The 14,567-nt window shown below is 60.6% G+C and carries 3 protein-coding genes; all 3 read right to left on the bottom strand.

Annotated elements, in window-relative coordinates; translation table 11 throughout:
• Positions 1 to 20: 20 nt before the first annotated feature.
• Genes HMPREF2635_RS08070 through HMPREF2635_RS08060 form a run of 3 tightly spaced genes read right to left on the bottom strand, consistent with a single transcriptional unit; the run spans position 21 to position 14,507 of the window.
• Positions 21 to 6,770, bottom strand: a complete 6,750-nt coding sequence (locus HMPREF2635_RS08070; protein WP_070821548.1) for a DEAD/DEAH box helicase — start codon at positions 6,768 to 6,770, stop codon at positions 21 to 23.
• 52 nt (positions 6,771 to 6,822) lie between these two features.
• Positions 6,823 to 11,484, bottom strand: coding sequence for an Eco57I restriction-modification methylase domain-containing protein (locus tag HMPREF2635_RS08065; RefSeq protein WP_070754033.1), 4,662 nt, complete (start codon positions 11,482 to 11,484; stop codon positions 6,823 to 6,825).
• Positions 11,484 to 14,507 (bottom strand): DEAD/DEAH box helicase, encoded by a 3,024-nt coding sequence (locus HMPREF2635_RS08060; RefSeq protein ID WP_070821547.1) that lies wholly within the window; start codon positions 14,505 to 14,507, stop codon positions 11,484 to 11,486. The genes HMPREF2635_RS08065 and HMPREF2635_RS08060 overlap by 1 nt, the downstream gene beginning before the upstream one ends.
• Positions 14,508 to 14,567 lie beyond the last annotated feature (60 nt).

The raw sequence follows: 14,567 nt of genomic DNA, 5'->3' as shown, positions 1-14,567 counted from the left end.
CTCTCTTAAAAATCAGCAGATCAGGAGGCGCTCAGCGCCGCGGTCAGGGAATCGGGAACAGAATCGAAATCAGCGCCGAAGACTGCATAGCCTTCAGCCTCAAAGTCTTCACGCAGGTCTTCAACATCCTCAGCAAAGAGCAACAGGACTTTCTGCTGCGGCCACTGTGCTACCACCGGGATGCCGGAAACCTCACCACCGATGGAATCAGCATCCGGCTCGGGAAGCTCTGCCGCGGCCATTGCACGCAGCGCAGCGTGCACCTCCGGCTCGTCGGCGAAGGCTTCCAGTGCCTCAGCCCAGCCAGGTGAAATCGCCGTCTCTGCCGCAGAACCTGCCGGCACTGAAGGAGTACTCGGAGACGAAATCTCACTAGGAGCCACGGGCTCGCCCACAGTCGACGGCACACCCTCAAGTGCATCTTCCGAGGTCTGCGGAGCAGTCGGCTGCGCATCGCGCGCCACCACGTCCTCCAGCACGGAGTCCTCAACCTCGACCTGTGCGAGGTCAGGGTCCAGATAGGCTAAGTTGCTCAAGCCCAAGAACAGCCGCCAACCGTCCAAATCTTCAGAGGCATTCCTGGCATCGAAACGCAGGCGGCGATACGCATCGCCTACACGGACGGCTACCGTGCCGAGGTACGTCTTCTCGAAGCCATCAGGCAGCTGTTTACCACCCATAGATGCTTCCACTAGGGCGGACGTGCTTAGAATCGCCCAATTCTCCAACGGCTTCATAAGCAGCGTGAGCAGCAGAGTGATGGGATCCTCGTCCACGCGGTTCAATAATTCTTGCGATGCATTATATTTCTTCGCCAACGGCGACCGCAGCTGCGGGCTCACCCACACTGGCGGCTCCACCGGCTCGTTGCGCACTGTTGCTTGCCGGGCATCGATGTCCTGCCACGTCAGCGACCACGGCAGATAGCCCAACTCATAGAGCCCATTGCGCTTATCAAAGTCATCCTTCACGCGGTTGTGCACCGCACTCGCGTGGTAGGCGGCGCCATCAAGGTACACAGCGACGTCACGGATGGCGTTATCGCGGGTGGAGAAGACGAAGTCCGGGATGGTGCCGCCAATCTGCTTCTGTTCTTCCATAACCCAATCGTGGCGCGAGCCTTCAAAGCTGACGTCCCACTGCGCATGGTTCCCCTTCATGGATTCGACCACCGTGGCACCGCACTCCTTCAAGTCTGCGCGCAGCTGCTCCACAAAGCGCTGCTCCAGCTTGGACTGCTCACTGCGCTCGGGGCGCTCTTCGGTGAGATGCCCCTCCCAGGTGAAGGCGGCGGGATCAGCATCGGTAGAGACATGGAGGTCGTCGGCCAAAATCTTGCGCAGTGCCACCACCGCGGCCTCCCGGGAGGTCTGCGGGATGTGGCTACTGCGCGCAAACGGCAGCAGGCAGGAGGGGCAGCACTGCCGCACTTCCTCAGCGCAATGGCAGGAGGCCAAGCGGCGGTAGGCCACGAGCAGCATCTGACGCACATGCGCCGGCTCAGTGAATTGCGCCAGGTAACCAGTACCCCCCGGCACGGTGTCGTGGATAAGCAGCATATCCACCGGGCTGCCATCAGAATCCACACGCACCGGCTCCACATCCAAGTGATCTGGGTTGCCGCCCAGGTACTCCTTGAAGCCGAGCTTGAGTGCCGCCACCAAGGAGGGCAGCGTGGTGGACTCCACCATGCCCAGCAGCGCCGGCAGGTGCACCAGGACCGCCTGCGTTCCCAGGCTGCGTCCCAACGCAAAGCTAATGGAGTGCTCCTCAGCCGCGTTGCGGTATTCGCACCACGGCGCATGATCCTGCCAACGGTTCGCACCCACATCGGAATCCAAGTGCCCGCAACGCTCACACACGCGAAACAGCGGCGCCTCGCGCTCTACTGCCGCAAAGGTACGCGGGCTGCCACCGCCCATACGGCCCAAGTTCAGCCAACGCATCTCCACGTGCGCCAAGTACTCCATACCGAAGCCGGAATCCGACAGGTACCAGGCCTTACCCCGCCCGCCCTCGGGCACATCAAAGCTCAGCTGCGTTTGGAAGCGAAGCGAGGTGCGGTCATCAGAGATGTCATTGATGGCGGAGCGTGCGGCGTCCACGGTGGCATAGACCTTGGTCATCTCCACCACATCAATGAGCTGGTTCCTATCCGCGAAGCCCTTGGACCCACACTCCGGGCACGCACCCACGCGCGGGGCGGCCACGGCCACGTCCTCATCGCTAGAGAGCACCGCACCAGTGGCCTCCGAGTAGGAGCACTCCGGGCACAGGCGCCACTGTGTCAGCGCCGAGTGGTGCTCCCCCAACTCCACCGAGTCCACTTTCGCGCCCACGCCCTGCACGTAGAAGGTATTGCCGGGCGCCAGCTCGGTGAGCGCTGAGGACACCCCACGGCTATAGCTATAGGTTTCCGTCTCAAACTTCTGCACCTCCTCATTGAAGGAGGAGACAGCCAAGTTGAACTCCACGGCATCATCCAACAACGTGAAGTTCGGCAGCAGCCCGAAGCGCTCCAAAGCGCTAATCCAGTACTCATCGGCGTGGTCCTCCAGCTGCTTGCGCACAAACCTCTGGGAGGCCACCGTGGCGTCATACTGGTTCTTCAGCTCCTCATCCTCGACCGCGGAGGCCTCCACGCGTGCCTTCAACTCCGTCACGCGCTTGCTCAGTACCTCCCGGCGGGATAACAGCAGCTTCTGCGTAGTACCCCAACGCTCACGTGCGGACTGCAGGTCCACCACCATGCCGGACGAAGCACCGTCCTCCCCCGGCAGGCACCAACCGCGCAGCTCTTCCAGAACTTCCGCCGAAGCATGCTGTGCCACCGTAGCCGCAAAACGTTCATAGGCCGCCAACACCACCGAGGATGAGAGCTCCACCAGCGCATCAATCACGGAGTAGCTGGCGTGCGTAAACACATCGCGCGCACTACGCAGCTGCTCCACCGAGCGCCCCACATCAGTGCTATCCAGCAGGTAAGCCACGAACTGGCGGTGCATAATATCGCGCGCGGACAGATACGCCGCGGGCGCTGTCACCGAACCAGCGATGGTCTCCAGCGGGTGCTCCAGCGTGGTCAGTGCACGCCCGCGCCCGCGCACCAGCGCCACGATGAGCGAGTTACCCGTCAAACGTCCGGCGCGGCCCACGCGCTGCACGTAACTGGCCACCGTGTGTGGCATGGAGGAGAGCATCACCGTGGACAGGTCACCGATGTCGATACCCATCTCCAGCGTCGGCGTGGCCACCAGCACGTTCGGCGCGGAGGCTGACTGCTCAGCAAAGGGCCGCTTGAACTCATCTTCCAGCTCCTTGCGCCTAGGCGTGGGCACCAGGCCTGTGTGTTCTTCCGCCACCACTGTGCGGGTATTCGTGGTGCGGTAGAGCTGCTGGTAGTAGTTATCCTCCACACCCACGGGCACGAAGTGCCCGGTACAGGACAACGTAAAGCACGCCACCGAGGACATTGCCTCACGCGCCGCGGCATCCACACCCACGCGTAGGTGGCACACCGGGCACTCCAGCAGCCCGGGCTCAGCTTCTTCGCGCACGACGATGTTCTCCGGAGATAGCATATACACGCGCCCGCCCGTTGCGGTGGGGACGGAGGAGACCACTTCTTCAAATTCGAGCTGCTTGAACAACTCCGCTACTTGGTTGGCGGCATCGAAGACACTGCTTGTCGAAGCCCCCAGCGCCGCCTTCGTCCACCTTGCGTACCAGCCCTTCTGGGAATCCAGCGGCATCGTCGCGTTGTTATCGCGCTTGCCCAGCGCCCCCTTGAGCGCCGCACCCGCACGCGGGAACTTCGGCGCACCACCGCGCACAAACGCAGGTATTCCCTTGGCACGAGCCTGACGGCGGTTAAGCAACCACGGGTTGCAGTCCTGGCGCAGGTACTCCTTGAGCCACGGGTGGGCAATGCCACCGGCAATGCGCATGTACTCCACCACGCCGCGCGCCCACGCCAGCAGCTCCGCATCCGTGGCCAGTGTTCCTGCCACCGACCGTGCTGCCGACAGCAGCACCGCATCATCCACGTCCACAGACACCGATAGCGTCCCTGTCGTCACCAACGAGCGCGGCAGATCCACCCGGTCACCGAACTGCAACGCCAAGTCCAAGTCCAAGCGCGACTGCAACGCCGACAACGCTCGCCGCTGCTCCGCAGCACCCGCGCCTTTTTCCCATACCGCCCGGTAGCGCGGTGACTCCTTCAGCTGCGGTGGCAACAACTCATAGAGTGCGCGCGACCTTACTGCCGGGTCTGATTCCGCGCGCGCATGCTCCACCATGCGCGAAGCCACCGAAGACAACGGGACGCCTGCGGACAGGGTGGCCTGTGGAGATTGTGAGGACTGTGAGCACTGCGAGGACAGCGCCGCGCTTGACGACGAATCCGCGTCTGTTGAATCTGATTCAGCAGACGCGACAGGGTCAGCAAAAGAACGAACAGCTCGCCAAATACGCGCACGCAGCGCGAAGGCCCGCGCACGGCTTTGCACGAAACCCGCACGGTGCGCGGCATCTTGCACAGAGTCAGCGAAGACCAAAGTCTTCTTCTCTGAGGAATCCAAATCATCCATACCGAAGAGATTGCTCAGCGCTACTGACAGTAACGTGGCCACTGAGGAGCCTAAGAAGCGCATCGCATCGTCTTCACCACAAGACGGACACTGCTGCGCTTTCGCGCGCTCCTCTGTATCCTCGCCGGAATAGACCAGCACCGGCACCACGGGGGACTCCTCCATGGTTTCCGCATCCGGCGCCTGAGGCGTCAGGCCCGGCAAATCCAGGTTCAACCACGCCACGCGGGAGCTCTCGCCGTCTGCGCGCGTCACGCCCTGTGCGACTTCACTCGTGGCATCAATGAGCGGGCGCTGGCGCTCCGGTGCGCTAATAGCGATGCGGCGAATCTCCTGCGGTGCGGTTACATACGTATCCCCACCGGGCTGCTCCGCCAGCATCCATCCGGAACGCCCGCAATGACGGCAGTAGATCGCCGGCAACCACGCCTTGGGCGCATCACCTGCAGCCTGCACCGTGTGCGCGCCCATGCCTCCATCATCAGACCACCTAAACACCGAGGTGCGTGATGATGACGCCACTGCCCTGTCGATGCGGGAGATCTCGCGCACCCACAGGTGCAGCTCCACGCCGGGGAACTTCTTTCCATCCCAGCCCAGCGTTGCACCGAGCTCCGCGCGCACATACGCGATGAAGGACAACATCAGGGATAAGAATTCCACGGCCAACTCACGGTGGCTGCGCAGCACACTGGCAGGGAATACTCGGGATACCAGCGGTTCCACCGCAGCAATATCGGTACCCGGCACACCGGCTTCACCGTGCTCCAACGGCACCGGTGTAGCTGCCTCACGCAGTATCGCGCACACCAACTCATTGCCCGCCATCGCCAGAACTGAATCAGCCAAGTCCGAAGAAGAACCGAAGACGTGCCGGCTCATCGCTTCAAACACCGCCACATCAAATGACGATGACCCGTCAGCGTCTTCACTATCAGCAGAAGGAGAACCGGAAGCAGAGCTGGAAGCAGCAACCGCAGTCGTAACCTCATCAACGACTTTCTGCATCACCTCCACCGAAGGTGTCGGCGTCGATGGCGGAATAACTTCAGCAGAATCGGAGCCCGACGAGTCTTCGTCGTGTGAAACGACGGCCCGCAGCTTCGCCACCAATGGCCTGACCGTGGCCTGCCACTCCTCCACGGTCATGAGCGTCTCCCCGACCACAGCGTCCGGAGGCATCTGCTCGCCGAAGACCGTGTAAGCAAACGACAACATATCGCCCTGTGGTGCTTCAGGCTCAGCACCGGAGGAACCACTCTCGGTCGCGCCTTCGCTTCGGGTGTCTTCGGCACTCTTGCCCCCCAACGTTGCGGAGGTCGCCACCGGCGTTACCTTGCCCAAAGGACGCTGTTCATCCTCAGGCGAAAGGAAACCTTCGGGCTGATACTTCTTGAGCATCAACCCGAGGCGGCGCAGCAACATCGCCACGTCAGTGCCCTGGGCCGCGTCATAGGTGTGGAACTCATCGAGCACCAAGTACTGCAAAGACCGCGCGGACTTCTCCCACAGCTCACGGTCCTGATCACGCAGCAGCAACTGGTCCAGCATCTTGTAGTTGGTCAACAGGATGTCCGGCGGGGTATCGCGCAGCACCGAACGGTCAGAAATCAAACCATCCTTCGATGCCTTCCTACGGCCACCCGACACCACCTCGCCGGTGTAGATACCCGCCGTCACCCCGGCGAGCTCAGCCTCCGCATGTAGCAACTTGGCCAAACGGCGTTCCTGATCGGACGCCAGCGCGTTCATCGGGTACAGAATCAACGCCTTGATTCCGCTGCCGTTAGAACGGCGACAATGATCCAGAATCGGATAAAGGAAGGACTCTGTCTTACCGGAACCGGTGCCGGTTACCACCAACGTGGGCGACGGCCGACGTGACTTGCCCGTGTCGTAATCAAAAGACGATAACCGCGAAAACGCCTCTGCCTGGTGGCGATAAGGTTTAAAGCCTGACGGCAACCAACCCAAAATCCCATCCCACGACCTTGCCGGCGCATACGGCAAACGCGTGCGCACATATGGCCCGTAGAACATGCCACCCTGCGGATCGTTGAGGAACTCGCGCAGTTGCTGGGAGGTCAGATCCTCTGCCAGCGAAAACGTGGTGGTGAGGTACTCTGACAACCCATCAACGATGTGGTTTGAGGCGTAGGTAGGGATGAGACTCGACATTAGGTGTTACTTCAATACTTTCGGTCTTCTGCTTCGCTTCTGACTTTCCGAACTACTGCTGGTCCATCATCGCAGCATACTTTTCATACGCTGCCGCCAAGTCCGCTTCACGGTCCAATGGCGCAAACGGATATTCAAAGACGTACTCCACACCGGACTGCGGATGCGTCCACGTACGGTCCGACTCCGAAAGCTGCTGCCCATCCTTGAGCTTCTTCTCCAGCTTGAGGACTTCCTTCGGCACTAGACGTCCGTTAGCGTCATAGAAGTCTTCTCTATCTGCGGATCGCAGAACTGGGAATTGAGTTTGATAGATTTCTCGAAGCTCCTCGCTGGTAACTCCCCACGATATTGCAGCTATAACGTCAAGCGCGTTTTGCGCTTTCCACCTTTCAAGTGCGTTGCGATAAGGAAATTCATTCGACCATACCCCGTACCCTAGCTTCTCCAACAAAGGACTGTAGGCGCTTGTCAAGCAATTGAGACGCAAGAAGATTTCCAATGCCTCGTCTTTCAGAGAGTCGCTAACCACCGAAGGAACGAGACCAATCGAGGAGACATAAATATGTCCTGCGCCTAGCGAACGAACTAGGAAGTCAGCCAACAAACTCGAACAAAGCATCCCGAGATTCAAGTAGCTGAAGTTACTCGACCAAAAAGAGTTGACGGCATTGACGTGAGTCGCACCGGGCGGCACTACTGCTGACTTCAAAGTACGCTTTCCGGTCGTATTACCGACGTACTCTCTCCAGGCCACCCGATAAGTTGAAGCAACTTCAACGATTCGGTCGTCGTCATTCCACAAACCATAGGCACTCGCGAATTTATCGCTATACTCTAGCCTCTCAAATTCGCAAGGTGGGACATAATTTGAATCTATGGATTCCAAATCGACTAAATCCCAATCCTGATTGTGTCTCATCGTAGATCGTGGAACTTTCGAGAATGGTACATTCACGTCAACATGGGGGCCCTTTAGGACAGTTTCATCCCAACTAGCCGGCACAGTCCACTTTGATTCAATGAAACCGTCACGCCTGGCATTGGACTCGTGCCATCCTCGGGAATACCAGAGCTTCTCTGTGGAGATCCTTGGCAGCGTAGCCATTTTCGCAAGCACTATGTCAGCGGCCTTATTGACGCTGTAGACCATGCAAGTTTCAAGTAAAGGCGTACCTGGCTCCTCAACAATTGAATTCCAAACCTTGAGCGTTTCTTCATCGACTGTGATGATGCGGTCGCGGTGTGGACGCAGGTCCCATTTGCCGTCGTCGTCTTTGAAGCCCGGAAGGTTTCCGGAGCCATCATGGCTGAAGGAATCGACCACCGTTCGCGGGTGATAGAGCGACGCTGCAGAAAGGAAACTTGGTTCTTCTCGGCGCTGCCCATAAACATGGATTCCGTAGCTCACAAGATGGTGAACATCAAAAAGCGACAGCTCATTAATGAATTGCCAATGCCTACGCAGGCGTCGATAAGCACCAGCTCTTAGTGCCGCTGCTTTCTTCTCCGTGAAGTGGGACTCGGGGTGAATGAGTGAGATGATGCCATTCTCGGCAGCATTTGCCCACGTGCGTTCCATGAAGCCGCGGTAGAGATCGGGCTGTTGGTTTTGTAGGTGGGGGTAGCGGGTGGCGTCGCCAAGCACTGCGGAGGTGACTACTGCTTCCGCAAGGCCCTTAGAAAGCGTCTCCAGTACGGCGTCGTTGCCGGCGAGGAGTTCGCGGCGCTGTTTCTTCTCTGCCTGGGTGGGCTTGTTGGCAAGGCTGAACCACGGGTCGTGTTCAGACAGCAGCGCATCCATGTCGGTGCGCGGGCGCACCCACGGCGGGTTGCCCACCTGGAAGTCGAAGCCACCCTTGGCCATGACGGTGGCGAAGTCCAGGTCCCAGTGGAAGAAGGCTTGCTCCTGGGCGATGGTGTTGGCGGTCTTCAGCCAGGGGTGTGCTTCGAGGACGTCCTCGTAGCGCAGGCGGCCGGAGGTGGAACGGTCGAGTGATTCGACGTAGTCCAGCTCGTCCCAGGTCATGTCGAAGCCGAAGGCATACTGGTTGTCCTTGCGGTAGCGCTTCTGGCCTTCGTTGGGGATGCCGAGGAGGTCCTGCATGGTGGCGAGGTACTCTGTGATATCCGGAAGCTCATCAGTGGCGGTAACCGGCCAGTACCAGAGTGCGTTCCAGGCGTTCATGGCGGTGCGCAGGCGAAGGTACGCACCTTCATTGTTGTCGAGGAGTTCTTCCTCCACCTGGGCGCGGGTGACCACATCCGCGCGCTTGTCAGTGTTGGGTTCCTGACCCCACAGGTCCAGGTCACGGCGAACTTGGTCTTCGGCGATGCGCAGGCGGATAAGGGACAGCTCCCAGAGGCGCTCAACTTGGTTGGACAGTGCGGTAGCGAGCTTGGTCTGCGTTTTGTTCAGTGGCTTGCAGATGGACTTCTGCCAGGCCTCCATGGCCTCGATTTCTTCAGCAACAAGGTTCTCGAGGTCCTCGGCGTCCACGGCACTCCCCCACCCACGGCTAGGAACGAGGAAGTGATGGATGCGGCCAGCTGGGTGCTGATCCGTCTCGTTGGCGTCGATAGCCTCCGCTAGTTGTTTGAGCGGGTGGTGCTGCGGGGTCAGCGTGAGGTAGTTCTGAACTCCCTTCTTTTTCACCGCGGTGGTGGACACCTCTTTGGTGCTGAAGGTGGAGCGGGTGGCACCCACCAGGGAGTTGCCGTGGCGCAGGTGCAGGCCGAACCAGGGAGCCTTGAGCTCCTTGGTCATGGTGTTGAGCCACAGGGATATTTCGGCAAGCTCCACCGCGGTCTTGTTGAGGTCCACGCCGTAGACCTGGTGAAGAGCGATGGAGGCCTTGACCTTTTGCAGCTCCTGGGTGCGGTCCTCACCGGGGACTTCCTTGCCCAGTTCGGCTTGCTTCTTGGTCAGGTAAAGCTCCGCGAGCTGGTTGACGGCTTCCACGGCGAAGGCGCCGGATCCCATGGCGGGCTCACAGATGGTGAGGGTGAGAATGTCGTCGGCGTTGTCGATGCGGCCGGTTGCTTTGAGCTCCTCGATGGCCTGGCCCACGGTGAACTCGGTGATGACGGGTGGTGAGTAGAAGGATGCGGAGCGCTCGCGGTCACGGGAGGATTGTCGGTAGACAAAGCTGCCGCGGGCGTGGGTGCGCTGGACGCGCTCCACGCCGCCGTGTTCGCTTTCGCGGTCCTCGTAGACGATGGAATCCTGCGGAAGCGTGCGCGCTTGTGGTTCGGGTACCACCCAGGAGCCCTTGGAGGTATCGCCGTGTTTGGCTACTTCCACGAGGTCTTCTTGGGCGATGAAACCGGTATAGGACATCAGGCCCTCGTAGACCTGGCCCAGTTCGGTCACGCCGAGGGTGGCGTAGGAGATGAAGCCGCGGTCACTACCCCGCTTTTCTTTGGTGAGCAGGAGGTTCTGCAGAACGCGGTGCAGCGCCAGGTTGGAGAGCTTGACCTCATCGATGTAAGAGGTGGCTTCAGATTTGAACAGGTCTGCATCGAGGTTGCGGAACTCCAGGCCGTCCTCGGTGGCGTTGGCGTCGAAGAGCTCAGCGTTCTCATCGTGCGGATCGTGGCCGTGGTTGACGCGTTCAAAAAGCAGCTGCAGGCTGTCGTAGAGGTGCGTGCCGTTCTGGGTGCGGTGCGTGGTGGGCTCGGTGAGGATGAGGTCGCGCAGGCGGGAAAGGCCATAGCCTTCGTCATAGTCGTTGTCCCCGGTGGGCAGGATTTGTAGCTCTGGGGAGGATTCGGCGAAGAGGAGGAAGAGGATGCGGTAAAGGTAGCGCAGGGCTTGGTTGGCCAGTTCGTTGCCGTCGATGTCGGTGGTGGCATTGTTTTGGGCTCGGCGCTGCAGGACGTCGTTGCCGATGATCTCAATCGAAGCCTTGATGGCACCGCGCAGTTCCTCGGAGACTTTGACGGAGTGCTCGCGGGCTTGGGCTAGGGTGTCGAGCCACCAGGTGGTGCCATCAGCACCACGCATGGTGTGCTCGGCGGCAAGGATGGAGACTACTCGGGGAAGCTCGCCTTTGGCTTTCTGGTCGTTGCGCTCGACGGCCAGGCCCAGGTCCACGGCGAGGTAGCGGCCCAGCGGCCAGGTTTCGCGCTCCGCCAGGATTGCCCAGCGGCCGGCAAGCACCAGGATGAGGTCGGGGGCTTGCTCGGTGAGGAACAGCTCGCCAACGAGCTTGGAGGCGGTGATGTCGAGGGCCTTGGCATCACCGTTGGAGTTCTGGTTACCCAGCTCCGGGTCGACGCCAAGAAGCGGGACAGTGGTGAGATCCTCCACGGAGTCCATCTGCCCGGCGCGCAGGATGACCAGGGAGTGGTTCTTGTCCGCGGCGGCAGTAAGCGTGAGGGGCTGGCCGTTGCGGGAAAACTCGAGACGCTGTGGCTGCGGGTAGCCGAATGCCTCGGCGATCAGGTCGTAGACCTCATGCAGCGCATCGTCGGCTGCCTCCATGGAGAGTGCGGAGAGCTTGGTGTGCAGTGCTTCCCTGCGGGAGGTCAGGCGCAACAGCGGGGATTGGGCGTGCTCGTGGCCGGCGCTTTTGGCATCTTTGTCCGTTGCTTTCCACTCTTTGACGGCCTCCTCCACGCGCTTGCCAAAGGAGCTGCCTTTGTCATCGGTGGTGAAGTAGTAATCCGAGATCCATTCCTCGACGTTGATGATGGAATCGAAGTCTGCCATTAGCGTGCCTCTGCTTCGTTGGTGTGGGTGTGTGCGGCGCTGGTGCGTGCAGCGTCGGTGTTGTCTGGGAGGATAAGTGCCAGGGGGCGCACGAGGGAGCGCTCCGGGGCCATGGATTTCAGCAGCTCCTCGTCCTGGTGGATAAGCCGCTTGGTGTCCTTGATCTTGAGGGTCTGCTGGCCGGAGTTGGCCTGCTGCCAGATAGCGGCGCGCTGCTGCCAGCCGGCGATGCGGTCCTGCGCGTGGTCTAGGTTGGTGTTCTTGACCACGGTGAGATGGCTCTGCGCTGCCTCCACGGCGGCGGCGATAAGCTGTGCTGCGGTTTCGGGGACGGCAAACTCGCCGGGGTTGATGGCGTTGTCTGTCAGGCCGATGCGGCCCAGCCAGGCATAGACATCTTCGTGAACCTCAATGTCCACGGCCTGCATGCCAGCGGGAACGTCGAAGCCGAAGGGGCCTTCCGTGGCGGTGAGGAAGGTGCGGGAGAGCACCTGTCCACGGGAGTTTGTCAGGGTTCCCATGAGCAGCAGCGTCGGCGTATCCACCGCGCCGAGGACGGCGGGGATCTCGCTCTGTGCCATGTTCGTCAGGGCGCGATCGGCGGCCCATTCGGAGACAGGGTGCAGTGGTCCGAGGAAATGGGCGCGCGGCCAGGACTTCTCCGAATCACCTTCGCGCGCGGCTTTAAGGTGCTGGTTGCCGCGGCGCTCAGAGGTGGCGAGCATGAGGCGCTCGGTGACCTTGCGGTAGGACACGTAGTCCTGCGGCAGATAATCAAAACGCCGGCACAGATCACGCGGAGGGGTCAGCTCCACGATGTCATTATCGTGCTGCACATAGTCCACACCACCAGCGCTCAAGGGCTTATCCGCGGAGTCTTGGTAGGCCTCCGCCAGGGCATCACCGAGGTAGTCCTTCTCCGCGCGGTAGAGGCTGTGGCGCGCTGTGCGGCGTGACGGCGCGGGGGTGGCGCCGTCAAGCGTTGAGAATTCTCTGTTCTCGTCGTCTTTGGTGCTCTCGGGGTTATCTGTGCTCTCGGCGTCGTCGGGGCCGTTGGTGGCAGCGGCGGCAAGTAGCGCCCAGATGTCATCGCCCAGGCCGGAGGCAGGAGCAGCCTCGTCGGGTTCAGCGTTAGGCGCCGGCTTGGCGTGCGCACCGGTGAGGATCTCCTCCGGGGAGGCCACGACCTCATCGAAGTCGCGCTCGTGCATGAGCACCGCGCGGATCTCATCCTCCTCCGCCTTGGGGTTGTGCTTGCCCATGAGTGGGGCGGCATCACCGAGGAGCTGGTTGGCGGAATACTCGCGGTCAATGAGGCGAGTGAGCACGCGCAGCTCACCGATGGATTCGGCCACATCCGCATCCTTCGGGTCCAGCAGCAGGGAGGTAATCTCTGGCTCGTGCTCCTGGCCGTAGCGGTCGATGCGGCCGTTGCGCTGCTGGATGCGGATGAGCGACCACGGGATGTCATAGTGCACCAGGTGGTGGCACTGGGCGTGCAGGTTGACGCCCTCGGAGGCGACGTCGCCGGTAATCAGCACGCGAAGAGGGGTGTCGGAGCGCTTGAATTCGTCGATAATTGAAAACACTTCTGAATCAGAAAGCTCGCCATGCAGAACTCGTACTGCCCCCTTCGGGAGCTTGAGGTGTTTAGCGATATTCTCTTGCAGCCAGTAAAGGGTCTGAACCCTCTCAGAAAAGATAACCACGCGGCGATCAGATCCCTTCTTGACGCCGATCTCCATGAGGTAATCGATCAGTGCGGCGAACTTACTTGAGTTCTGCTCATTGACTTGTTCGTTTAACTCTGCCAGACGAACAAGTTTCTCTCTTTCCAAAACAACACTTCGCGATTTCCGTCGATCAATGGAATCCTTTAACGCCGCTGGTGAAGACAGGAAAGCCTTGACCAAGGTCCAGGGGAAGAGGCGGTCATTCGCCGTGGTGGCTGGGGTATTGATCCAATCCTCGACGATAGCGCGCGCCACAGCGTTTTCCTCCGGGGAGGCATCCACCAGGATGTTGCGGGGCTCGCTGCGCTTAGCCCACTTCTCCCCCACCACGGAGGCCACCTCCGGTGAATTGCGGTGGCGGCGGATAATCAGCTTCTTTGCTGCTTCCATGTCGATAGAGCCGTCCGGGAGGACAGAGAGTGGGTCGAGCAAGCGCAGGATTTCCTTGAAAGATTCCTCGCGGCCGTTGTGTGGGGTGGCCGAGGCCAGAATGAGGGACTCGGTGGTCGGTGCCAGCGTACGGGCCAATTCATTGTTCTGGGAGCCGGCGTTCGTGGCGTTATGAATCTCATCGATGACGACGGCATCCCAGCGAACCTTCTCCAGCTGCGCGCGGTACTTCGGTGCTTTAAGCGTATCCATGGACACAATGACGCGCGGGAAGTAAGTAAAGGGGTTCTTCGATGCCGGCAGCTTCTGGCGGACCTTCTGGATACCCTGACTGTCCAGGCGAACCAGCGGGATGGCAAAGCGCGTCCAAAGCTCCTGCTGGAATTGCTCCATGACGTGCTTGGGCGTGACGACGAGGATGCGCTCTCCCCTGCCGCGGCGGATAAGCTCCGCCAAAATCATGCCGATCTCCAACGTCTTGCCCAAGCCGACAGCATCCGCGAGCAGCACGCGCGGGCGGATGCGCTCATCGGAGAGCGCCGACTTCACAGCGGAGAGCTGATAATCTAGCGGGTCCGCTAGCATCTGCGTGGCTACTTCCAGCTGCTTTTGGTACAGCGGCACCGGCGTGCGGCGAAGCGTGGACTCCAGCCACAGGCGGGTATGCCGAAACTGCGGTGACTCATCCGGGCGGACCGTGACGTTGGCTGGATCGAAGACCTCGATATCATCGAGCGCAGTAAAGAAAGTGGCGGTGGTATCGCGCACGTAGTCGCTCACGCCTCGAGCCCGAATACGGAAGCCATCGGTGGTGCGCGCGACGTTACTGACCAGCCAGTGCTCGTCGCGGCAGGAGATGGTCACGCCGGGAGCGAGCTGGGAGAAATCGGAGAGACTCATGGAGTCCAAGGTATCAGCGGGGATGGACCTTATTGGGCTGATTGTGGCTCAGGAGTTCGA

Origin of the sequence: Corynebacterium sp. HMSC035E02 (assembly GCF_001836065.1) — a bacterium.
GTDB classification, from domain to species: Bacteria; Actinomycetota; Actinomycetes; order Mycobacteriales; family Mycobacteriaceae; genus Corynebacterium; species Corynebacterium hiratae.
Note: the sequence above shows the minus strand (reverse complement) of the source record. Positions and strands in the feature narration are given on the sequence as shown.